The organism is Microbacterium sp. R1 (genome assembly GCF_015159725.1).
In the GTDB taxonomy this organism is placed as follows: Bacteria; Actinomycetota; Actinomycetes; order Actinomycetales; family Microbacteriaceae; genus Microbacterium; species Microbacterium oxydans.
In genome coordinates this window covers 133,489-157,844 of record NZ_JADDUD010000002.1, presented here as the reverse complement: position 1 = coordinate 157,844, position 24,356 = coordinate 133,489, and the positions used below count along the sequence as shown (strand labels likewise).

Below are 24,356 nucleotides of genomic sequence, written 5' to 3'. Positions count from 1 at the left end.
CGATCATCATCATCGGCTCTCGGATCGTCCCCACCCCTCGGTATTCCGGCATTGGATCTCGCGGTCGTCTCCGCTCGCGAGTGCACGGATCCGTGCCGACGTCTTCCGGCCGTGATATTTTTGGCATAGGCCAAAAATCGCATCACGCCGGAATCGGCACAGGAGGGAGCACTATGTCCACGAAGATCGCCATCAACGGCTTCGGTCGCATCGGACGGAACTACTTTCGAGCCCTGCTCGCGAAGCAATCGGATCTCGAGGTGGTCGCCGTCAACGACCTCACCGACACGCGCACGCTCGCGCACCTGCTCAAGTACGACGCGGCGAACGGCACCCTGGCCGGACCCGTGCAGCATGATGAGGCGCACCTCTTCGTCAACGGACAGGCGATCCGCGTGTTCTCGGAGCGCGATCCGCTCCGCCTGCCCTGGGCCGAGCTCGGTGTCGACATCGTGATCGAGTCCACCGGGCTCTTCACGAAGGCGGAACTCGCCGCGAAGCACGTGGAGGCAGGAGCCCGGAAGGTGATCATCTCGGCCCCGGCCACCGGTGACGACGGAACCTTCGTCCTGGGCGTGAACGAACACACCTACGATCCCGAACGGCACCACATCATCTCGAACGCCTCCTGCACGACGAACTGCCTCGCCCCTGTGGCCAAGGTGTTCCACGAAGCGTTCGGGATCGAGGCCGGACTGATGACGACCGTGCACGCGTACACCGCCGACCAGAACCTTCAGGACGGCCCGCACTCCGACCTGCGGCGCGCGCGCGCAGCCGGTGTCAACATCGTGCCGACCAGCACCGGGGCAGCCAAGGCGATCGGCCGTGTCATCCCCGAGTTGGAGGGCAAGCTCGACGGCTTCGCGCTGCGGGTGCCGGTGCTCACGGGATCCATCACCGACCTCACGGTCACCGCCTCGCGGCCCGTGACTGTGGATGAGGTGAAGGCCGCGTACCGCGCCGCCGCCGAAGGCCCGCTCAAAGGGATCCTCCGTTACACCGAGGAGGAGATCGTCTCCGCCGACATCGTCGCCGACCCGCACTCGTCGATCCTCGACGCCGGACTCATCCGGGTCATCGGCGATCAGGTGAAGGTCTCGGCCTGGTACGACAACGAGTGGGGGTACTCGAACCGCCTGGCAGACCTCACCGAGTATGTCGCCGAGCGGCTGCCGGCACGCGAGGAGGACGCGCGTGCCTGAGTCGACCATCGACACGGCGGCGTTCACCCTCGACGTGTCGGAATGGGTGAACAGCGCTCCGGTCAGCCCGGAATCGTTCCACGGACGGGTGGTGGTGGTCGAGGCCTTCCAGATGCTGTGTCCCGGATGCGTGAGCCACGGACTTCCCCTCGCTCAGCGCCTCCACGGCATGTTCGACCGCAGCGAGCTCGTGGTCCTGGGGCTTCACACCGTGTTCGAGCATCACGAGGTCATGGGAAGGGAGGCGCTCGAGGTGTTCCTGTCGGAGTACCGTATCGAGTTCCCCGTGGCGATCGACCGCCCGATCGACGGTCAGGCCATCCCCGCCACCATGCAGCACTACGGCCTCAGAGGAACGCCGTCGATGATGATCGTCGACAGGGAGGGGCGCGTGCGACAGATCGCGTTCGGCGCCGTGGACGAGCTGGCGCTCGGGACGTATCTGGGGCGACTCCTCGCCGAGCAGACTCCATACTCCGCCCCGTCGATCTCCGGCGGGGCGGAGCGGACCGGGGAGTCCTGCGACGTCGACGGTTCGTGCACCTGACGCCCAGGGCTAGCTCACGGCACCTCGCCGACGACGGATCAGGACCGCTCCCGCGAGGAGCAGCAGCACCCCGATACCGGCCAGCAGCGACGCGGAGGCTCCGTCCACCCCTGTCGTCGGGAGCCCGCCGCCACCGTCCGGTAGCGGGCCGGGGGGCACGACCGGGTCGGGGGGCAGGATCGGGTACACATTGGTGATGGACGCCGTCTGGGTCGTCGGCGGCTCTGCGTCCGCCACCGAGGGTGTCGTGATCGTCACGGTCTGACCGTCTCCGAGTCGGGACTGCTCGCCGTGGGCTCCGACGTCTCCGACCTCCGAGACCACACAGGTCGAGCCCAGTGGCAGAGCGTCGAGCCGCCCCTTCAGCTGGCTCTGTTCCGAGACGGTGATGATCCCGCCGGCGGGGAGCGCCAAGGGAACTCCCGCGACCGAGCATTCGAGTCGGAAGTCGAAGGTGGTGGGCGCCCGCCCTGTGTCGCCGACCACGACCTTCTGCACCGCGAGATCGCCGTCCTGCAGCAGGACCCCGGCCTGCACAGGGGCCACCGAGTACTCCCGGCCCCCGGCGTCGGTCCCCACGGCGCCCATCTGGTTCCATGCGATGCCGCCCGCGTCGGGGACGGCGATCGGGGCGAGGTCGGGGTAGGTGGTGGACTCGGGCACGTTCTGCGTCTCGTAGTGCAAAGACAGCACGTCGCCGGGGCCGAACGAACCGGTGGCGGTACCCGTGAAGTCGATCATGACGCGGATGCCGGTGACGTCCTCCCACGCTCCGCCGTAGGAGTCGGCCGGAGTCCAGGTTGCCGTGGTGTCGCAGAGCAGGTCGTCGAACCACGCAGAGGTGGGTCCGGTGCCCACACACGGGGAAGCGGAGGTGGTGACGTCGAGAGTGAACACCGCACCGCTGGGCAGCACGTTCGCGGTGAGCGAGTCGGGCAGGAGCACCGGCGCGTAGGTGCTGTTGCGCGCCGTGCCGGTCGCGAGCAGACGATCACCGATCCTCGGCAGGGGATCCACGATCGACACGGTCGGGAACCCGACGGTGCCCCCGTTCACGACGGACAGCCGCCAGTCGTCGGTCGCACCCACGGCCGTGTACGCGGCGCAGGGGGTGCGCGTGTACCCATCGGGGTCGAGCGGGCAGGCAGCGTCCGGATTGTTCAGGTTGACCTGCCCATCGACCAGATCGCCGTCGATCTCACCCTTGACGTACTTGTATGCGGCGAGCGCGCCACCGGACGATGGCTGCACGTAGTTCGTCGTCCCGCACTGGTCGGCGGCGAGATCCGGAACCGTGCCCTCGCCGTTGCCGGAGGCATTGGTGCAGGAGTCGAGGTCCTCAGCGGTGGTGACGACGAAGCTGTTGGTCGTGAACTGATCGAGAGCGAGCCCCGGAGCCAGCACCAGGTTCACCGTGATCGTGAAGACCTCGCCGGGAGACATGCGGTCACCGCCCTCGGGCCAGGTGAACGTCACGTTCTTGCCCGTGTCGTCGATCAGAGCCGACACGTCGGTGGAGAGCGTTCCTCCCGCAGAGGTCTGATAGGTGGGCGGTGAGAAGTCCCAGTCGAGGTACTCCGGCAGCTGATCGGTGAGCTGGTCGATCGTGACGAAGCCCGTTCCCGTGTTGGTGAACTGCAGCGTCCAGGGCAGGCTCGCGCCGATGGACACCACATGACTCGTTCCCGGCTGCGACTTCACGACGTCGAGCTGGTGGGTCCCCGGGTCGATGGCGAGCTCGGCGTCGCCTTGGTCTTCTGCCGCAGGGTAGAGGCCGTCGAGTCTCGCGCTCTCCGCGGTCGCCGCGTTCGGGACGGTGGCGGGCAGCACCAGGGGCGAACCGTCTCGCTGCGTGGTGAGCACCACGACGTCGAAGGAGAGCTGAGCAGTCCAGTCGTCCGGTGGCGCGTTGCGGGAGAACACGTCGCCCGCGGCGTTGCGGAACACAGCCCTCACCCCGACCACCGTCGCCGGATCGATTCCGGCGGGGAAAGCGGCCGTCGCAGCGAAGACTCCCTCCGCCCAGGTCGTCCCGACGAGGACGTCGATGCGCACCTGATCGGCGCCGGCGGGGAGGACCACGCTCAGTGCCGGATCGGGGGCGAGGCGCACGGTGTTCCAGAAGTCGGCGTCCGCATCGGTGATCGTGACCTGCTGCGTGGCGGCCGTCGAGACGCCGTCCGTCGCATCGAGCGTCACGGTGACCGAGTTCGCCAACTCGGTCTCGAGGATCGCGTCCGGGGTGATGCTCTTCGCGAGAGTCACATCGAGGAGCGCACCGATCAACTCGACCGTGTCCCTGGCCGTGTCGTTGGGCCTGGACGCAGAGCCGGAGGGGGTGAGCACCGGATCATAGGACTGGGCGATCACGTCATTGGCGACAGCGCCCGGCTCCACGAGCTGGCCGGCATCCGAGCGCTCGTACTGTCGCACGCGCGTCTCGATCTGCACCTCGAGAGCCTCTCCGGCACGGATGCTTCCACCGTCGGTCTCGGGGTCGATGCCGTGGAAGACGACACTGACACCGACCACGGTCGCGAGGTCGGCTTCGGCGAGCGCTGACGCTGCCGTGACGGACATCGTGCGCGTGCTCAGGGTGCCGTCGGCGCGATCCCACAGCGTGACGGTGGAGGTCGCCGGGTCGACCTGATCGGCAGGGTAGCTGAACGCGAGCGACAGCACGTCGAGCCGTTCGTAGGGGTTTGTCCCCGCGTCGTAGTCGGCTCCGTCGAAGGGGTCATCCGCCCAGGCATCGGCTGCGCTCACACACTGGTCCGCCGCTCCGGGCGTGCACGGGATCGGATCGGTCACGCGCACGTACGATGCGCGGGCTGTGCTGTCGTTCCTGGCGGCGATGTCGAACATCACGGTCGGATAGTTCGCGGGGTCCACATCAGCCGACTCCGGGATCGTCACGGTCGCCGGCGTGACGGTCTTGTCGACGGACACGAGCGGCGGCTGATCGATCAGCGTGATGTTGTCGCGCTCCGTGTCGCTGCCGTTCCCTGCCGCCGAGGTCCAATCCCCGCGCAGCGTGTTCCACACGACTCCGGGGTCGGCGTCGTTGAAGGTCTGGTCGGCGCTCACCCAGCGGTCGGCGGTGGCACTGTCGTCACGAACGACGTTGCGCAGCTCCCACGTGAGGAATGTCGGTCGGTACTGTCCGACGGCGGAGGTGGCGAGCCCGGAGCCGGGTTCCGGCCTGGTCGGGTCGGAGCTGGCGGTGCGGGCGGCGTCATCCGGACGGTAGACGAGCCGCACACCGGTGGTTCCGGCGGTCTGCTCCGGGGTGAGGGTGTAGCCGATGAACCCGTCCGCTCCCATCCACGAACCGCCGGGCGCAGAGATGGGTGTCCACGCGCCGTCGACGAACAGCCAGACCTCGGTGATGTCGTCCCAGGCCAGCAGCGGATCGTCGGCGAGGGTGACGGGGTCGATGCTCAGCAGATCGAACGCCTGGAAGACAGTCGTCGCCGCGCCGGCGGGATCGGTGTCCGGGGCGGTCGCGGGATCCGTCAGGTTGAGGACGTCGATCCCCGGGGTCCCCGTCCGCCACTCGTTGCGGGTGGACACGATGGCGCCGGACTGCGCATCGACGAAGTCGACGTCGGTGGTCTTGTCTCCGGTCTCGACCCAGCGCTTCTCGGCGTCGACTCCCGCGCCCTCGCCGGTCGCCGGCGTCTGAACGCCGATCGTGTCCTGATCGGTGACCACGGCGCTGTCGATGCCGTCGGGGAGGCCGTCGACATCGCCGTGGCTCTGCGCCGTGGCCTCGTTCTCGTACACGGTGGGTCGCTGCGCCGACTGCTCGTCTTCGGGATCGTCACGCGGGTCGGTGGGGCCCGATCCGTCGCGCAGGTCCGTCCGCGCCTCGAAGACGAGGTTCGGCTCGACGCTGAAGCCCTGGGCGAAGCCGTCCGGATTGTCGAACGTGAAGCGGACGCCGGTGACGTCTGCGGGCGTGTCCGGAGGTGTGAGGGCGGCTGCGAACTCCGCGCGGCTCATCTGGAACGTCTGCGCCGTCGCTCCGGTGCTCACCGTGGCGAGCGTGACCCAAGTGCCGTCCGGGCGCTGGTACTCGGCGGTCGCCGTGGTGTTCGGCGGCACCTGTGTCGGGGCGATGCCCACGAGGTCGAACGCGTTCCAGAAGTCGTCGACCTGGTCTTCACGCCAGGTGTCTTCGACGACGATCTGCGTCGGATCGACCTGCGCCACACCTGTCGCCGTCGTGGCGGTCAGACTTGCGACGACGCTAGTCCCCGGCTCGACCGCACCCCTCGGGCTGATCCGCTTGTCGAGCGCGACATCGATCTGCGGGAAGTAGACCGCGATGTCGGCGGAGGCGGAGTCATCTGCCGTTCCCACGTCGTTCGTAGCCGTGACGTCGATCGTGTTCGTGCGCTGATGGGTCGGCGCCTCGGTACTCACCAACGAGAGGGAAGGGTCGATCGCGACGTCGATCGTGGCGGCCGCGTTCGCGGGGATCTCCCCCGTGAACTCGATGACGAACCCGGTGACGGTCCCCGACGGCGGAGCCGGAGACGCGGAGTCGGCGAACGGCACAGGCGCCTGGGCGACTCCGTCGATGTACCAGGTGATGGTTCCCGCTGTCGCTCCCGCGGGATAGTCGACGCCGGACGGGAATCCGCCGAACACCATGTCCGCGTCGAAGAAGCCCAGATCCGAGATGGTGAGGCTGTCCACGGGACCGTTCGAGGTGTTGGTCGCCGTGAGCTCGGCGGTCGCCTCGCCCCCTGCCGCGAGCTCGGCGGGGGTGATCGTCTTGCCCGCGAGCACCCCGATCGTCAGCGGTCCGATCTCGTAGGGCGCGGTGGCGTCGTCGCTCGCCGTCGCTCCGCCCGGGGCGTTGACGGTCGAGGTGATGCTGTTGGTGACGGAGTCGCCGGTCGCGAGCGTGCTGCCGTCGTTGCGATCCGTGGCGCGTTGACCGACGGAGAACGCTGTGGACGCGGTCGCATCGGAGCCGATCGTGCCGCCCGAGTACGTCAGCCGGATGCCCCCGACGTCTGCCGGGGCGACACCGGTGGGAAGAGCCGGGGTGGCCCCTGGCGTGCCCGCCTGCCAGCTCCATGTGCCGGATCCCTCGTCGTAGACATAGGCGTCGACCTGCACGGCTGTCGCTGCCGGAGGCAGGGTCGTCGCCCCGAATCCCTGGAAGTCGACGACGCGGAACGGGTTGTCGGACGCCAGCGTCGTCGCGCCGTCGGCTGCCGTCGTCGGCTCCTGGATGACGAGCGTCTCCGCACCGATGTTCGACTGGTTCTGCGCGCCGAGCGTGATCTCCGACGTCTCGCCCGGATCGAATTGCTGGGACGCGGGCGTCCAGCTCTTGCTCGCCTCGACCCCGCTGACGGTGTCGACCGTGACGACCGCATCCGCGGAGTCCGTGATCGTCGCCGGCAGGTCGCCTGGACCGTTGTCCCAGTCGGCCGATGCCGTGTTCGTGACGGTGTCGCCGTTGTGCTGCCAGTCCGCGGGCAGATCGAGGGGTGCCCGGAGCACCACGCTGAGTTTGAGGGTTCCGCCCGCTTCCAGCCCGATGCCGCCATCGACCGGCTGCTGGAAGACCACGCGGACGGTGCAGTCGTCGCTGACCTCGACGGGGACGCCGTTCTCCTCGACGCACCCCGTGGTGGTCGCGGTGAGCGGCAGGTCAGACGGCGTATAGGAGGATCCGACGAACTGGAACCCCGCGAACTCCTCCGGGAGCGTGTCGGTGAGCACGACGTTGAGACAGTCGACGTCGTCGCAGACCAGGTCGACCGTGTAGGTGAACTCATCTCCAGGGCCGAGGGTGTCCTGCGTATCCAGCCCGTCGACGCGCTTGTCGATGCGGAGCGAGGACTCGGCCGCCTGGGCTGCGAGGGGAACGACGAGGCCCGCGCCGACCAGGGCGAAGACCGCGACGAGGGAGAGGAGGAATTTCCGCAGTCGACCCTCAATGGGCTGTGACGTCGTCGACATGGTGCTCGTTTCGTGGGGAAGCCACAAGGGCAACGAAGGAGTGCAGGCCGCCGACAGGTCGATGGATCAGTGATGAGGCCGGGTCGGAGACCACGTGTTCATGTTCTGGCGAGTATAGGAGCGCGAGTCCGCGTCGTTCTAGGGGGATTCTTCAGGTCCTCACCCTGCCGGGGTGAGGACGAGAGGCCACGGAAGCCAATAGTTGCCGCACGCAACTGAGCTGTTACCATGGACTCATGGCTGTCCACGACGAGCTCGATGACATCCGTGACGCGCTGGTCCGAGTGGTCGCGGAGTGGACGCAGAGCGAACTGCAGGTGCGGATCGCCGAGAGCGTCGACGACTCCCTCGACGCTCTCGAGGTGCGGGCCCTGTATCTGGTCGGCATGAGCGGAGGCTCCCTCGGATTCGGCCGCCTGGCCGATCGGGCGGCACTGTCACGTCCCACCACCTCGAAGCTGGTCTCGCGCATGTCGGCTCGAGGATTCTTCGACCGGATCCGATCAGGACGCACGGTCGATGTACGGCTGACGGATGCTGGCCAGGTGGCGTATGCGCGCCTCGTCGACGCCGGGCAGCAGATGGTCGGCGGAGCTCTCGCTGGGTGGTCCGTGCAGGAGATCACCCAGTTCCAGGCTCACCTCAGCCGATTCGTCGCCGCCCTCCCCGGGGCGACGCTCGCGACCACATCCCGGTCGTCCGATCTCGTCCCATCACCCCTGGAGGAAAAATGACCCGCACGTATGTCATCACCGGCGCCGCATCCGGTATCGGCGCCGCCACCGCCGAGTTGCTGCGCACGCAGGGACACTCCGTCATCGGCGTCGATCTGGCCGGAGTGGAGGTCACGGGCGACCTGTCGACGCCCGCAGGCCGCCTCGCCGCCGCGGACGCGGTGATCGCGGCTGCCGACGGAGGCATCGACGCGGTCATCGCATGCGCCGGGATTTCGGCGCCCATCGCCAAGACCATGGCCATCAACTACTTCGGCGTGACCGAGTTCCTGACTGCCCTGCTGCCGAGCCTGAGCCTGGCGGACCAGCCTCGTGCCGCGGTGGTCTCCTCGATGGCCTCGTTGCAGCCCGTCTCGGCTGATCTCGTCGATGCAGCACTGAGCGGCGACGAGAACCGCGCGCTCGAGATCGGGGACCAGCTCGCCGCCACGGCGGAGGGCGGGTTCCTGAACTACTCCTCGAGCAAGCGCGCACTGTCGCGGTGGGTCCGCCGCGCGTCCGTCTCGGAGGAATGGGCGGGCGCCGGCATCCCCCTGAACGCCGTCGCACCGGGAACCGTCATCACGGCGATGACCGCCGGATTGCTCGCGAGCCCTGAGGGACTGGCGCAGGTCGACGCCGCCGTGCCGATGCCGCTGAACTACCACCAGCCCGCATCCTCGATCGCCGAGCTGCTCGTGTGGCTGACGAGCCCGGCCAACACCCACATGGCGGGCCAGACCATCTACTGCGACGGCGGCGCCGATGCCGTGCTGCGCGGCGACGACATCTGGTCCTGGAACGACGCACCGCGCGACTGATCCCTGCCAGACGAGAAGGCCCGATCCGGTTCACGGATCGGGCCTTCTCGTCGTATCCATCACGCGGCGTCCCCCGCGGTTATTTTGAATGACTAAAAATAACGTGATACTGTCGGAGGGAACCGGACGGCCAGATCGTCTTTCCCTTCATCGACATCCGACAGCTCTTCGGGAAGGCACCTGGCCGCAGGACGAGCATGCCGTCCATCGGGGGCGCATCGCCCCAGGGTGGCTTCGGCGCGCCCGCGCACAGGACCGAGCGCGCCCGCATCCGACGGCGCCCGGCGAGACGAGAGGAAGCACTGATGAAGGAGACCCGAGACCGCTGGAAGCCGAACCCGGTGTTCAGTTCGATGCCGCATACGATGGGCCGAGGCTCCCGCGAAGACATCGTCTGGGAGGCTCTCGACCGGGTCAACGGCAAGCCCGCCCCCACGATGGGAACGATGCAGGCCGCGATGGGGAACGAGGCCCAGATCCGCATCGTCCATGACACGATCCGCGCCTATCTCGACGCGCACGGTCTCGACGACACCAGCGAGCTCGGTGTCCGCGCCGGAGACGTCGCATGAGGGGGAGGGCTGGCAAGGCCGACCTGACGATGCGGATCCGCCCGACCGAGCTGTGCCGCACTCCACCCGAAACACTGAACGGGGACCAGTTCATCGCCCGACTCGGGTCCGTCGGTCTCGGCAGCACCTCCTATGTGGTCGGACGTCGCGACCCGCACGCCCCGGATTGGATCGTGCTCGACTACGCCACCGGCGCACACGAAAGGGTGTGGAGACACACGGGCGGCGATGCGGCAGGCGTGCTCACCTACGTACTGGTCGACGACGACTCCTCGAAGGGGTACGTCTCGGCTGCCTGACGATCGCTGTCCGAGGGTCATCCGCCGAACACGACCACCGCTCCGGGCCGAGCACGCGCGGCCCGGAGCGCCACGGCGGCCAGGGCTCCGGTGGCGAGGATGCGCGTCAAGATCAGCACATTGGAGACCGTGATCATCGCGTTCTGGTCGGATACGCCGCCCGACATGACGGCGACCTCCATCAGCGAGCCCAGCACCACCGCGGCGAGCGCGATCGCCGGGATGAGCCTCCAGGGTGTCACCAGCGTGCTGCGCAGGACTCCGGCGACGATCGTCCCCGACAGCGCCAGCTCCACGAGGGCGTTCACGTAGATCGGCACGGCGGAGCTGAAGTCGAACGACGCCGTCAGCAGTAACGGGCCGACGGGCAGCCAGCCCGCGAGAAGAAAGAGGGAGACGACCGCAGCCCTCGGCAACCGCGGGGTGTCGTCACGGCGCGCAGCTCCGATCCCGGCGGCGACGAGCGCGAGGCTGAAGGCGAGGGTGGCCGCTGTCGACATCCCGACGAGAGCCTCGACATCGAGGGACCCGGGAAGACTGCGGAAAGCTGCCAGCAGAGCTGAGACGACGAACAGCCCGCCGGATGTCAGCCACCAGGGCGACCACCGCGATGACACGCCCTCGACCGTCACCCCCGAGGTCTCAGATCCACTCATCGCTCACCACTTCATCGTCGGGGACAGGTCCTGCACCCACCCTGTCAGATGCCGCGGGGAACCCACGAGTCGAGCGATCGGCCCAACCGCGTGGCAACCTGGATGAGGCACCGTCCGACCCCGAGCCGAGAGCGTCACGACCTCCGATGGATATCCGCATCACGCATGTCGACCCGCAGAACACCGCGCTGCTGAACCAGTGGAACGGCATCCTCAGCGGCGGATACGCGGCCGGACGCCGGAAGGTGTGGTCTCGCAGCGATGAGGCGACGCGTCGGCAGTTCCAGAACCCGCATCCGACCCGCAGGTCAGTGCTGTTGCTCGCGGAGATCGGCGGAGTGCCGGTGGGTGCCGCAGAGGCCCACGTGCACCCCGGAGATCCGGCCGACGTCGAGATCGCCGTTCTCGATCGCTTCCGTCGCCGCGGGATCGCCCGCGCCCTGCTCCGCGCTGTCCGCGACGCCGTGCGCGGCACCGCCACACTCGTGCGCACCGAGACGTACTCCGAAGCGGGGGTCTCGTTCGCGCAGTCGGAGGGGCTGCGGGTCGGTATGCGCGAGAGCCGGCAGGTGGTCGACCTGCCTCTGCCGGCGGGAACGCTCGAAAGCCTGCCCGCTGCGCACCCGGATATCGAGGTCGTCTCGTGGGTCGGCGCGTGTCCGGACGAGCTGCTCGCCGACTGGGCGCGGCTTCGCACGCACATGTCGGACGACGTGCCGATGGGCGACCTCACCCGAACTGCAGCAGCTGCCGACGTCGCAGCGGTTCGCCGGAACGAGCAGCGCATGTCGGAGCAGGGCTATGCGCTCGTGCGGAGCGTCGCACGAATCGAGGGGAACGCCGTCGGCTACACGGAAATCCTGCTGTCCCGGCCCGACCCGACGATCGTGCTGCAGGACGACACCTTCGTCGAGGAGCGGGTGCGAGGTCGCGGCATCGGCCGGGCCCTGAAGGTCGCCAATCTGCGACTGCTCATGACCCTCCCGGAGAGCTCGGCGTCACGATTCCTGCAGACCTACACGGCGCCGACGAATGCGCCGATGCTCGCCCTCAACCGATCGGTCGGCTTCACCGAGGTCGACGTCCTCACGGTTCTCGAAGGTCCGCTGGGCTGACGACTCGCTCCCGCATGCCGGGTCGATTCTCCGCGTGGTTCCGGTGCCCTCGGTCAGGCGACGGTGTCGGCCTCGGCATCGGCATCGGCATCGGCATCGGCATCGGCATCGGCATCGGCATCGGTGTCGTCGGGGAGGGACCCCATGCTCGTGGAGGACGTCGTAGAGGGGGCGAGTGAAGCGCAGGCCGCGAGTTCGAGCGCCGAGGTGCTGAGTCCGACGGCGGCGAGCGCGAGAGCGAAGCGAGGACTGGGGGTGCGTGAGGTCACGGGATGCCTTCCCTGAGGACGGGAACTTCCATCGTCGCGCCGACGACGGCGTACGGCATCCGCCGAAGGTAGGGACGATGTCGTCCTGCACACGGATGTTTCACGACCCACGCCTCGGAACCACCTCGGACCCCCGCCCGGATAAGGGCAGGGGTCCGAGCGCTACGCAACCTACCGGCGCACCAGTTCCGCGCTCACCGGCTTCGGGATGAACATCGAGAACACCAGGGCGCCGACGAGGACGACGGCCCCGGTGATCAGCGCCGCGACATACCCGCCCGCCGGCACCTCGCTCGAGGCGAAGGAGGTCTGCGCCGCATAGATGACGACGAAGCTCAGCCCGGCGCCGAGATTGATGGCGCCGGTGTTCAGGCCGGGGAGTGAACCGGGGCGATCCTTCGGCGAGAGCACGACACCCAGACCGTTGAGCATGATGTTGCCGATTCCCGCGTAGGTGATCCCGACCGCGATCGAGAGGAGGAGCAGCACGAATCGCGATGAGGTCTCCACGTTGGCGACCATGAGTCCGAGCACGAGCACGGTTCCGCCCAGCCCGATGCGCAGCATCGTGCGGTATCCGACCGTGGCTGCGAGCCGACCGCTGAGCGGACCCATGAGGAGCCCGGCGAGGGCGTAGGGCATCAGGATCCACAGCGACACCTCCTCCGCACTCATCGAGAGGTTCATCGCGGTGTCCTGCGCGAGTGCGGGGACCACGCCGTTCATGATCGCGAAGATCCCCGACAGGGTCAGGAGCGAGGTCGCGCTCAGTGCCCAGGTAGCCCTCTGCTTCAGCTGGAGGATCGACACGAGCGGATCCGCGATCCGTCCCTCGAGCTTCCAGAAGGCGGCGAAGGATGCAACCGCGACGATGCCGAGGACGACGACGAGCAGCAGGTCCGCGCCGGCGAGCTTGCCGAGCTCGTTGAGCGCGACGAGCATCGATCCCACCGAGACGACGAGCAGCAGCGACCCCCACCAGTCCATGCGAGGACGGTCATCGGCCATGGTCTCCGGGGCGAGCAGGCGCACGGTCAGGGCGGCGACGATCGCCACACCCGCCATGGTCCAGAAGATCGACGCGAAGCCGTGGTTCGTCGCCAGATATCCGCCGAGCAGAGCGTCACCTCCGGCGATCCCTCCGTTGACGGCGGTGACGACACCGAGGAGGGTGCCGTACGCCTTCGGATCCTTCACCGCGGCTCGCAGCATGATCAGGCAGAGCGGAACGACCGGTCCCGACACGCCCTGGATCAGCCGGCCGACGAACAGCATCGGGACGTTCGTGGCCAGCGCCGCCACGACGCAGCCCACGGCCATCACCACGAGCATGCCGACGAGAACCCGTCGACGTCCGATCAGATCACCCAGGCGGGGGAGGAACAGGGTGAACAGCGCGGCAGCTGTGAAGAACACCGTCTGGGTCGCGGCGATCTCGGTGGAGGTGGCGTCGAGTTCGCGCTCCATCGTCACCAGCGCGGGGCTCAGCATGCTGGCGTTGAGCTGGAACGCGAGGCAGGCGGCGAGGAGGGCGATCATCAGCGCCACCACGTTCGTCCGGGTGCGAACAGCTTCTGTGTGGTTGGTCATTGCTCACTTCTTCGTGTCTGGTGGGGGGGCTTGTCGGTGGTTGATCGGGGGCTGATCGCGTGCGTAATCCTTTACGCACGCCATATCTTTGACTGATGGTGTCGACGGCGGCACCGATGGGGGGTCGGGTCGTGGTGAAGAAGGCGTCGGTCACGCTGCACGAGGTGGCGGCAGCCGCCGGGGTGTCCATCGCGACCGTCTCGCGGGCCCTCAACGGGAAGGACCGCGTCTCCGGCCGCACCGCCGAGCACGTGGCCGAGGTCGCCGAGCGTCTCGGCTATCGCGTCAATCTCATCGGTCGCGGACTGCGGGCGGGCAGCGGTGCCACGATCGGCGTCGTGGTCCCGGTGATCAGCAACCCTTTCTACGGCGAGCTCATCCACCGCCTCGAAGACCATCTGCAGCGCCGCGGCTTCGATCTCGTCATCGCCGACTCGCACGGTGAGGTCGACCGCGAACGCGACCGTCTCCGCATGCTGGTCGAACGTCGCGTCGAGGGGATCTTCGTCGTGCCGTCCGATGCCGAGCTCTCGTACGACGCCGTCGCGGACACCGCCCGCAGAGTGCCGCTGGTGCAGCTCGACCGCCGCGTGATCGACCTGTCCGCCGACTTCGTTGGAGTGGACAACGACGCCGGCATCGATCTCGCCGTCGACCACGTCACCTCCCGCGGAGCGCGTCGGGTCGTGCTCGTCTCGGGCAACGACGTCACCTCGGTGGGCCGTGAGCGACGGGCCGCGTTCGAGGCCACGGTCCGCACCCGGTCGCTGTCCCGCGAGGACAACATCTTCGGCGAGTACCTGCTCGCCTTCGGAGAGCGGGCCGCGGAAGAGCTGCTCGCCCGCGGGCCTCTTCCCGACGCGATCATCGCCGGAGACGACCTCGTCGCAGCCGGCGCCATCGCGGCGTTGAAGCGCGCGGGCAGGAGCGTTCCCTCCGATGTGCAGGTGACGGGCTTCGACGGGACGATGCTCGCCGACGTCTGCGAACCGCGGCTGACGACCGTCGTGCAGCCGTTCGACGGGCTCGCCCAGGAGGCGACCGAGGCCCTGGTGCGACGGATGGAAGACCCCGAGGCCCCGTACGTGCTCCGTCGCCTCGCGCCGAGTCTGCGCGTGGCCGAGTCGACGACGCCCGCCGCTACGCACTGAACCTCATGCCAGCGCGCCGACGGCGTCGGTGACCAGGTTCCAGAACTTCGGCACGTCGAGGGTGATCGCGACGTCGGTGTTCGGCTCCTTGCCGAGCATGTCGTGGAGATCGACGCAGGTCGCACCGGCTGTGAACTCGCCCGTGGTCTCGATGTCCACATGGCAGCGCTGCACGGAGGCGACGGCGCGGTCGATCGCGATGGCCACGGTGATGGGGTCGTGCAGAGGGCCCTCGGGCATGCCCTCCGCCTTCTCGTAGGTGCTGCAGAAGAACCGGAGCAGCTCGACCCCGAAGGCTGCGGTGTCGTTGCCGACCGCACCGATGCGCTGGATGACCTCTTCGGTGATGAGGGCCTGGTGGGAGATGTTGAGCCCGACCATCGTCAGCGGCAGTCCGGAGGCGAACACGACGGCTGCGGCTTCGGGGTCGGCCCAGGCATTGAACTCCGGGTACGCGCCCACGTTGCCGCGCCCGGTCGAGCCGCCCATCCAGATGATCTCCTTGATCTGCGACGTGACCTCGGGGCGCTGCTGCAGCAGGAGCGCGATGTTCGTCAGCGGACCGGTCGGGATCAGCGTGATCGGCTCCGACGAAGCGGCGAGCGTGTCGGCGAGGAAGTCGACGGCGTGGCGGGGGTCGAGCGGCACCGTGGGTTCGGGGAGCACCGGACCGCCCAGCGCGTTCTCGCCGTGGATCCACGCCCCGGGGGTCAGTTCACGCGTGAGGGGCTTGTCGGCACCGGCGGCGACCGGCACGTCCGTGACCCCGGCGACCGTGAGGGCGATCCGCGCGTTGCGGGTCGTGTGCTCGAGGTAGCCGTTGCCGCCGACGGTCGTCACACCGCGCAGGTCGATGGCGTCGTTTCCGGCCGCGAGCCAGATCGCGAAGACGTCGTCGTGGCCCGGATCGCAGTCGAGAAGGACGGGAGTGGTCATGGTGCTCCTTTGCAGATGTTCGTGCGTAAACGTTTACACTTTCTTGCAGGAACGTCAAGTCGGGTGCACCGTCGTCGTTGCCTACCCCATCCCACGATCCGAAAGCCGCCGCCATGACCACCCCTGTCTCTCCCTCACTCGTCGTCGTCGGCAGCGCGAACGTCGACGTCACCGCGTTCGTCGACCGCCTCCCCACCGCAGGCGAGACCGTCGCCGGCGGAAGACTGTCCCGCGACCTGGGCGGGAAGGGCGCGAATCAGGCCGTCGCCGCCGCCAAGCTCGGCGGGAGAGTCCGCATGATCGGCGCCGTCGGGGATGACGCGGACGGGGCCTGGACCCGAGACGAGATGGATCGGGCCGGGGTGGACACCACCGACCTCCGCACCGTCGATGCCCCGACCGGAACGGCACTGATCGTCGTGGATTCCGACGCCGAGAACCAGATCGCGGTGTGCCCGGGAGCGAATGATCGGGTGAGTCTCGACGGCGTGACCTTCCGAGAGGAGGAGGCGGTGCTCATGCAACTGGAGATCGCGCTCAGCATCGTCGAAGAGGTCGCCGCAACGGCGCCCGGCTTCATCGCCGTCAACGCCGCTCCCGCCCAGCCGCTACCCGAAGCGCTGCTGAGCCGCGTCGATCTGTTCATCGTGAACGAGACCGAGCGCGAGCTCATGCCCGAGCTCGCCGAGGCCGAACTCGTCGCGGTCACCTACGGCGCGGCCGGCGCCGCCCTGTATCGCCGTGGCGAGGAGATCACCCGGGCTGACGGCATCCCCGCCGAGGCCGTGAACACGGTCGGCGCGGGGGATGCGTTCTGCGCGGCACTCGTGCTCGCGCTGCGCGCAGGGCACGCGCCTGCCGACGCTCTCGAAGCCGCGTGCGCCGTGGGGTCTGCGGCCGTGTCGCACCTCTCGTCGCAGCCGCCGTTCGAGCACCTGAGTCGGTACCTGCCGGTGCGGTGACGGGAGGCTCCGGATCACGAATCGGGCTGTCGTACTCCTCAATGAAACGAAGCTGACCCGGGAGAGGAGGTCCCATCGTGGAGCCGGAAAGAAGAAGGCCCGGCTTCCTCGAAAGGAACCGGGCCATCTTGAACTGTGCGCGAGGGGGGACTTGAACCCCCACGTCCTTACGGACACTGGCACCTGAAGCCAGCGCGTCTACCATTCCGCCACTCGCGCGAGTGGTCTCGTTCCGAAGAACTCAACTTCCCAAAGATATCATGCGTTTTCGGGCTCGTTGCACACTCGACGGGGGTCTTCGGCGGCGTTCCCCCAGGACACCTGGCTACGATGTCCCTACCAGCCGGCATGCCAGAGGAGCCCAGTGGGACTACTTGACAGCTTTGAGAAAGGTCTCGAGCGCGCAGTGAACAGCGCGTTCGCCAAGACCTTCCGCAGCGGCATCCAGCCCGTGGAGATCGCTTCGGCGCTGCGGCGTGAAGCCGACACGAAGGCCGCTGTCGTGAGCCGCGACCGCATCATCGCGCCCAACAGCTACATCGTTCGCCTCAGCGACGACGATGCGGAGCGGATGCGCGGGCTCGGTGGCGCTCTCACCGATGAGCTGCATGCCCTCCTCACCAAGCACGCCACGTCGCAGGGGTACAGCTTCGCCGGCCCGCTCTCGATCACCCTCGAGGCCGACGAGAAGGTCGCCACCGGCACGGTGCGCGTCAGCTCCGGAACGGTCGAGGGCCGCGTCAGCTGGCAGGCCGTGGTCGACGTCGACGGCCGCCGCCACTCGATCTCGCGCGCTCGCACGGTGATCGGACGCGGTTCGGATGCCGACATCACGATCGCCGACGCCGGTTCGAGCCGCAAGCACGTCGAGATCCTGTGGGACGGCGAGCGCGCCATGATGCGCGACCTGGGATCCACCAACGGCACGAAGGTGAATGGCCAGAAGCTGCGCGAAGCCGCGCTCCCCACCGACACCACGATCACGATCGGACGCACCGACCTGGTGTTCCGCATCGTCCCCGTGGCCGCCCCCTCGCGGCCGACGTCCCGAGGCGACGACGCCACCCGAGCGTTCGGAGCCCTCGGGTGAGTGAACTGATCCTCCTTCTGCTCCGCATCGGGTTCCTTCTCCTGATGTGGTTCTTCGTGTTCGGGGTGGTGTACTCGCTCCGGGCAGACCTGTTCGGAGTGCGCGTGCGCAAGCTGCCCGCCGAGGCGACCGCCGGAGCCCCCGCACAGGCGGCTGCGCCCGCGGCACCCGTCGCGAAGCCGGCTTCCGCCCGCCCCTCCACGGGCCCGGCGACGGTCGCGACAGCCAAGCGGCTCGTGATCACCTCCGGCCCGAAGGCAGGCCTGGAGCTGCCGCTCAGCGCCGACTCCCTCACGATCGGCCGCTCCAGCGAATCCGCTCTCGTGATCCGCGACGACTACACGTCCAGCCACCATGCGCGCCTGATGCTGCGCGGCGACGCCTGGGCGATCCAGGACCTCGACTCCACCAACGGCACCTTCGTCGCAGGCCAGCGCGTCTCCGGCTCGCCGGTCGCCCTCTCGCTCGGCACCCCCATCAAGGTGGGCGCCACGACCTTCGAGCTGCGAGCCTGACGCCGGCATGGTCTTCGAGGGCTCGAGCGTCGCGATCTCCCACACCGGGAAGGTCCGCTCCAACAACCAGGATTCCGGCTACTCCGGAGCGAACCTCTTCGTCGTCGCCGACGGCATGGGCGGTCACGCCGGCGGTGACGTCGCATCCAGCATCGCGATCCAGCGCCTCGAGCCGCTCGATCAGGCGTATGCGACGACGGAAGACGCACAGGCCTCGCTGCAGGCGGCGGCGACCACGGCCGCGGGCGACCTCATCCGTGCCGCGAAGGACCGTCCAGAGCTGGCGGGTCTCGGCACCACCCTCAGCGCGATCATCATGGTCGACGAGTACGCGGTCATCGGCCACATCGGCGACTCGCGCATCTACCTCTATCGCGACGACGCCCTGACGCAGATCACCGCCGACCACACGTTCGTGCAGCGTCTGGTCGACTCGGGCCGCATCACCCCGGAGGAGGCGCGCTACCACCCGCGCCGATCCGTGCTGATGCGTGTGCTCAGCGACATGGACTCCGACCCCGAGCTCGACATGTTCGTCATGCACACGCAGCCCGGCGACCGCTGGCTGCTCTGCTCCGACGGACTCTCCGGCGTGGTCGACGAGCCGCACATCCTCAAGGCCATGCAGCTCGGTCTCGCCCCCGGACGTACGGCCGACATCCTGCTCAAGCAGGCACTCGACGGCGGCGCGCCCGACAACGTCACGATGGTCCTGGTCGACGTCGGCGGACAGCACCCGATCCATTCGGGAACCCCCACGATCGTCGGCTCAGCGTCGAACCCCGACGGCGTGTACGTTCCTCCCGTGCGGGCTCCCCGCGGCAACTGGCTGCACCCGGTGCGACAGGCCGCGAACGAGCCCAGCCACTTCGAGCCGGCGCCCGAGTACCTCGAGGAGCTCATCGAAGAGGACCGTCGTCGCGCCAAGCGCCGGCGCCTCGGGTGGATCGCCGGCGCTCTCGTGGTGATCGTGATGCTCGGCGTCGCGGCCTTCGCTGCCTACAGCTGGACCCAGACCCGGTACTTCATCGGCGCCGATGAGGACAGCGTCGTGATCTTCCAGGGCGTGCAGCAGAACATCGGTCCGATCACGCTGTCCACCCCGATCCAGGACACCGACATCCTCCTCGCGAACCTGCCTCCGTATCAGCGGGCATCGGTCGAGCGCACGATCACCGCGCGCTCGCTGTCCGACGCGATGGCGATCGTGGACCGGCTCAAGGCGGGTGCCGACGCGAACACGATCGAGCAGACGCCGCTGCCCACCCCCATGCCGACCCCTGTCGAGACTCCGGCCGGGGGTGACGGATGACCACCGACGTCACAGCCGACACCAGCGTCATCAAGGCCCTCAAGCGCATCCGCATGCCCCAGAGCCAGCGCAACCGCGAGTTCTGGTTGCTGCTCTTCGCGTGTGCGATCAGCGGTGCCGCGCTCACGCTCGTCCAGCTGGGCGCGCTCGGGGTGATCGACCCGATGATCCTGGCGATCGGCGGTGGCCTCGCCGCCCTCGCGTTCGCGCTGCACATCGTGTTGCGCTTCGTGGCATCCGACGCCGACCCGTTCGTCGTACCGATCGCGACCCTGCTCACCGGACTCGGCATCGCGATGATCTACCGCATCGACATCGCCTTCAAGAACACCGGCTGGAACGCCTACTCGACCAAGCAGCTCGCGTGGACCGCCATCTCACTGGCCGGTGCGATCGTGGTCGTGATCCTGCTGCGCAACTACCGGATCCTCTTCCGATACACCTACATCTTCGGACTCGCCGGAATCCTGCTCCTGCTGCTGCCCTTCGTCCCCGGGCTGCGCATCCCCGACGCGAACGCTGCGGTGTGGGTGTCGCTCGGCGGGGCCTTCGCGTTCCAGCCGGGCGAGCTCGCCAAGATCTGCCTGGCCATCTTCTTCGCGGGATACCTCGTGCGCACCCGTGAGAGCCTGACGTCGGTCGGCAAGCGGGTCCTTGGCATCACCTGGCCACGCATGCGCGAGCTCGGACCCGTGCTGGTCGTCTGGCTGATCTCGCTCGGGATCATCGTCTTCCAGCGCGACCTCGGAACCGGAACCCTGATCTTCGGGATGTTCGTCGCGATGCTCTACGTCGCGACGGGGAAGACCAGCTGGGTGCTCATCGGCCTGACCCTCGTGGTCGCCGGCGTCGCGCTCGCGACGCAGATCCTCAGCTACGTGCAGGGTCGCTTCATCAACTGGCTCTTCCTCTTCGACGCCAACCAGGTCGACCCGGACGGCGCCGGGTACCAGCCCATGCAAGGGCTCTTCGGCCTCGCCCGCGGCGGTCTGATGGGCACGGGTTGGGGCCAGGGACGCCCCGAGGTCACTCCGCTGGCCCACAGCGACTACATCATCACCAGCCTCGGCGAAGAACTCGGGCTGATCGGACTGTTCGCGATCCTCTGCCTCTACATGGTGTTCGTCAGCCGCGGCATGCGCATCGGCCTCGCCGGTCAGGACGACTTCGGCAAGCTGCTCGCGACGGGTCTCTCGTTCACGATCGCCCTGCAGGTGTTCATCATGGTCGGCGGTGTCACGCGCCTCATCCCGCTGACCGGTCTGACCACCCCGTTCCTCGCGGCGGGTGGATCCTCCCTCGTGGCCAACTGGCTCATCGTGGCTCTCCTGCTGCGCATCTCCGACGGTGTGCGGCGCCAACCCCGGGTGGTGATCGGCTGACATGACGAAGGAACTCCGCCGCCTCAGCATCATCATGCTGTTCATGTTCATCGCGCTGTTCGCCGCGACCAGTTGGATCCAGGTCGTCGAAGCGGATGCGCTGGCCCAGAACAGCAACAACAAGCGCACCCGGCTCGACAGCTATGAGATCCAGCGCGGATCGATCATCGTCGACGGCGTCGCGATCGCGAGCTCGGTGCCGAGTGATGACCGCTACCAGTTCCAGCGCACCTACGCGGATGCTCCCATCTGGGAACCGGTGACGGGATACTTCAACCCGGCTCTGGGCTCGAGCACGGGCATCGAGAAGGCCATGAACGCCGAGCTCTCCGGCACGGGGTCGAATGCCTTCCTCGGCGAGGTCGAGCGCATCCTCTCAGGCCAACCGCAGCGCGGGTACAGCGTCGAGCTCTCACTGAACACCGCGGCGCAGCGAGCGGCCTACGAAGCCCTCGGCGGCCTCAAGGGTGCTGTCGTGGCGATGGATCCGAAGACCGGACGGATCCTGGCCATGGTCTCCACGCCCGGCTTCGACACGAACCTGATGGCCACGCACGATGCCGATGCCGCGAACGCCACCTACGACCAGCTCGTCGCCGACGCCAACAAGCCGCTGTCCAACCGCGCCATCGCCGGCGACCTGAATCCTCCCGGTTCCACGTTCAAGGTCGTGGTCGCCGCTGCGGCCTATGCGAGCGGCAAGTGGACCCCGGAGTCGACGCTGCCCAACCCGGCCGTCTACACCCTTCCCGGGTCGTCCAACCGCGTCTCCAACGCGTGGGGCGGCACCTGCGGCCCCGGAGAGACCGTCACGATCGCCGAGGCGATCCGCCTCAGCTGCAACATCCCCATGGCCGAGCTCGCGGTCGAACTCGGCGACGACGCGATCCGCGAGATGGCCGACAAGCTCGGGTTCAACCGATCGTTCGACACGCCCCTGACGTCGACACCCTCCAGCTACCCGCGGGCCCTCGACGACGCACAGACCGCTCTGACCGGTTTCGGCCAGGGAAAGGTCACCGCCACTCCGCTGCAGATGGCCATGGTCTCCGCCGGACTCGCGAACGACGGCGTCGTGATGAATCCGCGGATGGTCGACGCCGTGATCGGCAACGACCTCTCGGTCATCAAGGCGTTCCAGGACAGCGAGTTCGGACGTGCGATGGAGGCCGATGTGGCGAACGACGTGACCGCCGCGATGGTCGCGAGCGTCGCAACGGGAGCGGCCCAGGGTGCAAGAATAGACGGGATCGACGTGGCCGGTAAGACGGGCACCGCAGAGAACGGAAACAGGCCGCATACGTTGTGGTTCACCGGCTTCGCGCCGGCGAACGATCCAGCGGTCGCAGTAGCGGTCGTCGTCGAAGACGGCGGCGGACAGGGACAATCAGGCAGCGGCGACACCATCGCCGCTCCGATTGCGAAGAAGGTCATAGAGGCGGTGCTGGGCAGATGAGGCCGACGCAGGGTGTGTCGTTCGGTGGTCGTTACGAGCTGCAGTCGCGTATCGCGATCGGTGGCATGGGCGAGGTGTGGGAAGCGACGGATCACGTCATCGGACGTACCGTCGCCATCAAGATCCTCAAGGACGAGTACATGGGGGACCCCGGGTTCCTCGAGCGGTTCCGTGCCGAGGCTCGGCATGCCGCTCTCGTCAACCATGAGGGCATCGCCAGCGTCTTCGACTACGGCGAGGAGAACGGCAGCGCCTACCTCGTCATGGAGCTGGTGCCCGGCGAGGCTCTCTCGACCGTGCTCGAGCGCGATGGAGCACTCAGCGCCGACAAGACCCTCGACATCGTCGCCCAGACCGCGTCCGCTCTGCAGGCCGCTCACGCGGCGGGTCTCGTGCACCGCGACATCAAGCCGGGAAACCTGCTGATCACGCCCGACGGCCGCGTCAAGATCACCGATTTCGGCATCGCCCGCATCGCCGACCAGGTACCGCTCACCGCGACCGGCCAGGTCATGGGCACGGTGCAGTACCTGTCGCCCGAGCAGGCGTCCGGTCACCCGGCCTCCCCCGCCACCGACACCTACTCGCTCGGCATCGTCGCCTACGAATGCCTGGCGGGCAAGCGTCCGTTCACGGGTGAGTCGCAGGTGGCCATCGCCATGGCGCAGATCAACGAGCAGCCCCCGCCGCTGCCCCCGACCGTGCCGATCCCCGTCCAGAACCTCGTCATGGCGATGATCGCCAAGAAGCCCAGCGATCGCCCCTCGTCTTCTGCGACGGTGGCGCGCGCGGCTCAGGCTCTTCGCCGAGGCGACCTCAACTCCGCGGCCATCGCCGTGCCCGCGATCGCGACCGGCGGCATCGCCGGCGGAGACGACGCGACACGGATCCTGACGGCATCGGGAGACGACGGCACCACGCGCATCCTTCCCACCACGGCTCAGCTTCCCACCGAGGCTGCAGCCGAGGAGGAGAAGGAGAAGAAGAAGCGCAGCCCCTGGACCTGGCCGCTGATCGCTCTGATCGCTCTGCTGGTGATCGTGCTCGGCGGCACGTTGTGGGCGATGCTGGCGAACCAGGGCGGCGATGCCGATCCCACGGGTTCGCCGAGCAACACGCCGCCCCAGACCCAGACGCAGACGACACCGCCGCCGACCACTCCGACGCCGGAAGTGACGCGTGTGGACGTGACAGCCCTGAACCTGAACGGCATGGACTGCGGCGCCGCCACCTCCACTCTCAAGGAGGCGGGCTTCAACAGCGAGATCACCTGCGTCGACGGCGATCCTGCGCCGACCGATGCGGACGTCGGCAAGGTCTACCGCGTCGCACCGACCGGCAACGTCGAGACGACGCAGGCCATGACTCTCACGGTCTACGCGGCTCGTGCGGGCATCCCGACGCCGACCGACGCGCCGACGATCACCGGAAACCCAGTCGCGGGTTCGACGGTCACCATCTCCTGGGGAACCGGATTCACGTGCCCGAGCGGAACGACGCTTTCCGGCTACGTCGTGTCGGTGCAGAACGGCAGCTTCGTCTCCGGTGGGCCGAACTTCCAGCCGACGCAGCGCAACACGCAGGTGAAGATCGCCGACGCCGAGGGGCAGCAGCTCATCGTCACATACCAGGGCATGTGCTCCGGTGGCGATCAGCGCACTTCCGCGGCATCGCCCCCGCTCTCGGTGACGATCACGGCGGCCCCCGGCGACGGGGACACCGACACCGACGGGTAACCTGTAGTTCAGTTCAGCAAGCGTAGTTTTCCAGGGGGGTCATC

At 68.1% G+C, this 24,356-nt stretch carries 20 protein-coding genes and 1 tRNA gene; 15 read left to right on the top strand and 6 right to left on the bottom strand.

The window, feature by feature from the left end; genetic code table 11:
• Positions 1 to 173: 173 nt before the first annotated feature.
• Together gap and ILP86_RS12580 are read left to right on the top strand one after the other, a co-directional pair.
• Positions 174 to 1,205 carry a type I glyceraldehyde-3-phosphate dehydrogenase gene (gap, locus tag ILP86_RS12585; protein WP_061016303.1) on the top strand — a complete coding sequence of 344 codons (1,032 nt, stop codon included), beginning with the start codon at positions 174 to 176 and terminating at the stop codon, positions 1,203 to 1,205.
• The gene (locus ILP86_RS12580; protein ID WP_193762116.1) at positions 1,198 to 1,752 is read left to right on the top strand and encodes a peroxiredoxin; all 555 of its coding nucleotides are present in this window, start codon (positions 1,198 to 1,200) and stop codon (positions 1,750 to 1,752) included. The genes gap and ILP86_RS12580 overlap by 8 nt, the downstream gene beginning before the upstream one ends.
• A gap of 9 nt (positions 1,753 to 1,761) precedes the next feature.
• Here the strand turns inward: ILP86_RS12580 and ILP86_RS12575 are convergent, their stop codons facing one another.
• Positions 1,762 to 7,737, bottom strand: a complete 5,976-nt coding sequence (locus ILP86_RS12575; RefSeq protein WP_193762241.1) for an LPXTG cell wall anchor domain-containing protein — start codon at positions 7,735 to 7,737, stop codon at positions 1,762 to 1,764.
• A gap of 236 nt (positions 7,738 to 7,973) precedes the next feature.
• Between ILP86_RS12575 and ILP86_RS12570 the strand changes: the two genes are divergently transcribed.
• The 4 genes from ILP86_RS12570 to ILP86_RS12555 all read left to right on the top strand — a co-directional run bounded on the left by ILP86_RS12570 (position 7,974) and on the right by ILP86_RS12555 (position 10,142).
• Complete coding sequence (locus ILP86_RS12570; protein ID WP_058630918.1) at positions 7,974 to 8,471, top strand: MarR family winged helix-turn-helix transcriptional regulator; 498 nt, start codon at positions 7,974 to 7,976, stop codon at positions 8,469 to 8,471.
• Entirely contained in the window at positions 8,468 to 9,271 is an 804-nt protein-coding gene (locus ILP86_RS12565; protein ID WP_113680422.1) for an SDR family oxidoreductase, read from the top strand. Before ILP86_RS12570 ends, ILP86_RS12565 begins: the two co-directional genes overlap by 4 nt.
• 305 nt (positions 9,272 to 9,576) lie before the next feature.
• Positions 9,577 to 9,843 (top strand): hypothetical protein, encoded by a 267-nt coding sequence (locus ILP86_RS12560; protein ID WP_193762115.1) that lies wholly within the window; start codon positions 9,577 to 9,579, stop codon positions 9,841 to 9,843.
• Positions 9,840 to 10,142, top strand: coding sequence for a hypothetical protein (locus ILP86_RS12555; RefSeq protein ID WP_058630921.1), 303 nt, complete (start codon positions 9,840 to 9,842; stop codon positions 10,140 to 10,142). The genes ILP86_RS12560 and ILP86_RS12555 overlap by 4 nt, the downstream gene beginning before the upstream one ends.
• Before the next feature lie 17 nt (positions 10,143 to 10,159).
• Here ILP86_RS12555 and ILP86_RS12550 read toward each other — a convergent pair whose 3' ends face one another.
• Positions 10,160 to 10,798: a hypothetical protein gene (locus ILP86_RS12550; protein WP_193762114.1), complete on the bottom strand. Its 639-nt coding sequence runs from the start codon at positions 10,796 to 10,798 to the stop codon at positions 10,160 to 10,162.
• A gap of 146 nt (positions 10,799 to 10,944) precedes the next feature.
• On the opposite strand from ILP86_RS12550, the gene ILP86_RS12545 reads away from it, so the two are divergent.
• Positions 10,945 to 11,913 (top strand): GNAT family N-acetyltransferase, encoded by a 969-nt coding sequence (locus ILP86_RS12545; RefSeq protein WP_193762113.1) that lies wholly within the window; start codon positions 10,945 to 10,947, stop codon positions 11,911 to 11,913.
• Positions 11,914 to 11,966: 53 nt separating this feature from the next.
• Here ILP86_RS12545 and ILP86_RS12540 read toward each other — a convergent pair whose 3' ends face one another.
• Positions 11,967 to 12,182, bottom strand: coding sequence for a hypothetical protein (locus ILP86_RS12540; protein ID WP_193762112.1), 216 nt, complete (start codon positions 12,180 to 12,182; stop codon positions 11,967 to 11,969).
• Between the two features lie 171 nt (positions 12,183 to 12,353).
• Positions 12,354 to 13,772 (bottom strand): MFS transporter, encoded by a 1,419-nt coding sequence (locus ILP86_RS12535; protein WP_193762111.1) that lies wholly within the window; start codon positions 13,770 to 13,772, stop codon positions 12,354 to 12,356.
• A gap of 95 nt (positions 13,773 to 13,867) precedes the next feature.
• Between ILP86_RS12535 and ILP86_RS12530 the strand changes: the two genes are divergently transcribed.
• Positions 13,868 to 14,923, top strand: coding sequence for a LacI family DNA-binding transcriptional regulator (locus ILP86_RS12530; protein ID WP_058630926.1), 1,056 nt, complete (start codon positions 13,868 to 13,870; stop codon positions 14,921 to 14,923).
• A gap of 3 nt (positions 14,924 to 14,926) precedes the next feature.
• Here ILP86_RS12530 and ILP86_RS12525 read toward each other — a convergent pair whose 3' ends face one another.
• Entirely contained in the window at positions 14,927 to 15,859 is a 933-nt protein-coding gene (locus ILP86_RS12525) for a nucleoside hydrolase (protein WP_141368124.1), read from the bottom strand.
• Between the two features lie 113 nt (positions 15,860 to 15,972).
• Between ILP86_RS12525 and ILP86_RS12520 the strand changes: the two genes are divergently transcribed.
• Positions 15,973 to 16,821: a ribokinase gene (locus ILP86_RS12520; RefSeq protein ID WP_193762110.1), complete on the top strand. Its 849-nt coding sequence runs from the start codon at positions 15,973 to 15,975 to the stop codon at positions 16,819 to 16,821.
• Between the two features lie 136 nt (positions 16,822 to 16,957).
• On the opposite strand, the gene ILP86_RS12515 is transcribed toward ILP86_RS12520, so the two are convergent.
• Positions 16,958 to 17,040: transfer RNA gene (locus ILP86_RS12515), tRNA-Leu, on the bottom strand.
• A gap of 145 nt (positions 17,041 to 17,185) precedes the next feature.
• Between ILP86_RS12515 and ILP86_RS12510 the strand changes: the two genes are divergently transcribed.
• From ILP86_RS12510 to ILP86_RS12485, 6 genes are read left to right on the top strand one after another with little or no spacing between them, the layout of a single operon-like run.
• Complete coding sequence (locus ILP86_RS12510; RefSeq protein ID WP_058630930.1) at positions 17,186 to 17,911, top strand: DUF3662 and FHA domain-containing protein; 726 nt, start codon at positions 17,186 to 17,188, stop codon at positions 17,909 to 17,911.
• Positions 17,908 to 18,426, top strand: a complete 519-nt coding sequence (locus ILP86_RS12505; protein ID WP_046747993.1) for an FHA domain-containing protein — start codon at positions 17,908 to 17,910, stop codon at positions 18,424 to 18,426. The genes ILP86_RS12510 and ILP86_RS12505 overlap by 4 nt, the downstream gene beginning before the upstream one ends.
• A gap of 7 nt (positions 18,427 to 18,433) precedes the next feature.
• Positions 18,434 to 19,738, top strand: a complete 1,305-nt coding sequence (locus ILP86_RS12500; RefSeq protein WP_046747992.1) for a PP2C family serine/threonine-protein phosphatase — start codon at positions 18,434 to 18,436, stop codon at positions 19,736 to 19,738.
• Positions 19,735 to 21,120, top strand: coding sequence for an FtsW/RodA/SpoVE family cell cycle protein (locus ILP86_RS12495; protein WP_046747991.1), 1,386 nt, complete (start codon positions 19,735 to 19,737; stop codon positions 21,118 to 21,120). Before ILP86_RS12500 ends, ILP86_RS12495 begins: the two co-directional genes overlap by 4 nt.
• 1 nt (position 21,121) lies before the next feature.
• A complete protein-coding gene (locus ILP86_RS12490; protein ID WP_046747990.1) occupies positions 21,122 to 22,576 on the top strand; it encodes a penicillin-binding protein 2 in 1,455 nt (484 codons plus the stop codon).
• On the top strand, positions 22,573 to 24,312 hold the full coding sequence (locus ILP86_RS12485; RefSeq protein ID WP_218867881.1) for a serine/threonine-protein kinase: 1,740 nt from the start codon (positions 22,573 to 22,575) through the stop codon (positions 24,310 to 24,312). The genes ILP86_RS12490 and ILP86_RS12485 overlap by 4 nt, the downstream gene beginning before the upstream one ends.
• The last annotated feature ends 44 nt before the right edge of the window (positions 24,313 to 24,356 follow it).

What these genes read in the sequence shown, in the direction of transcription:
- gap (WP_061016303.1), top strand. Translation starts at nt 174, where the DNA reads ATGTCCACGAAGATCGCCATCAACGGCTTCGGTCGCATCGGACGGAAC.
- ILP86_RS12575 (WP_193762241.1), bottom strand. Translation starts at nt 7,737, where the DNA reads ATGTCGACGACGTCACAGCCCATTGAGGGTCGACTGCGGAAATTCCTC.
- ILP86_RS12570 (WP_058630918.1), top strand. Translation starts at nt 7,974, where the DNA reads ATGGCTGTCCACGACGAGCTCGATGACATCCGTGACGCGCTGGTCCGA.
- ILP86_RS12565 (WP_113680422.1), top strand. Translation starts at nt 8,468, where the DNA reads ATGACCCGCACGTATGTCATCACCGGCGCCGCATCCGGTATCGGCGCC.
- ILP86_RS12560 (WP_193762115.1), top strand. Translation starts at nt 9,577, where the DNA reads ATGAAGGAGACCCGAGACCGCTGGAAGCCGAACCCGGTGTTCAGTTCG.
- ILP86_RS12555 (WP_058630921.1), top strand. Translation starts at nt 9,840, where the DNA reads ATGAGGGGGAGGGCTGGCAAGGCCGACCTGACGATGCGGATCCGCCCG.
- ILP86_RS12550 (WP_193762114.1), bottom strand. Translation starts at nt 10,798, where the DNA reads ATGAGTGGATCTGAGACCTCGGGGGTGACGGTCGAGGGCGTGTCATCG.
- ILP86_RS12545 (WP_193762113.1), top strand. Translation starts at nt 10,945, where the DNA reads ATGGATATCCGCATCACGCATGTCGACCCGCAGAACACCGCGCTGCTG.
- ILP86_RS12535 (WP_193762111.1), bottom strand. Translation starts at nt 13,772, where the DNA reads ATGACCAACCACACAGAAGCTGTTCGCACCCGGACGAACGTGGTGGCG.
- ILP86_RS12530 (WP_058630926.1), top strand. Translation starts at nt 13,868, where the DNA reads ATGGTGTCGACGGCGGCACCGATGGGGGGTCGGGTCGTGGTGAAGAAG.
- ILP86_RS12525 (WP_141368124.1), bottom strand. Translation starts at nt 15,859, where the DNA reads ATGACCACTCCCGTCCTTCTCGACTGCGATCCGGGCCACGACGACGTC.
- ILP86_RS12520 (WP_193762110.1), top strand. Translation starts at nt 15,973, where the DNA reads ATGACCACCCCTGTCTCTCCCTCACTCGTCGTCGTCGGCAGCGCGAAC.
- ILP86_RS12500 (WP_046747992.1), top strand. Translation starts at nt 18,434, where the DNA reads ATGGTCTTCGAGGGCTCGAGCGTCGCGATCTCCCACACCGGGAAGGTC.
- ILP86_RS12495 (WP_046747991.1), top strand. Translation starts at nt 19,735, where the DNA reads ATGACCACCGACGTCACAGCCGACACCAGCGTCATCAAGGCCCTCAAG.
- ILP86_RS12490 (WP_046747990.1), top strand. Translation starts at nt 21,122, where the DNA reads ATGACGAAGGAACTCCGCCGCCTCAGCATCATCATGCTGTTCATGTTC.
- ILP86_RS12485 (WP_218867881.1), top strand. Translation starts at nt 22,573, where the DNA reads ATGAGGCCGACGCAGGGTGTGTCGTTCGGTGGTCGTTACGAGCTGCAG.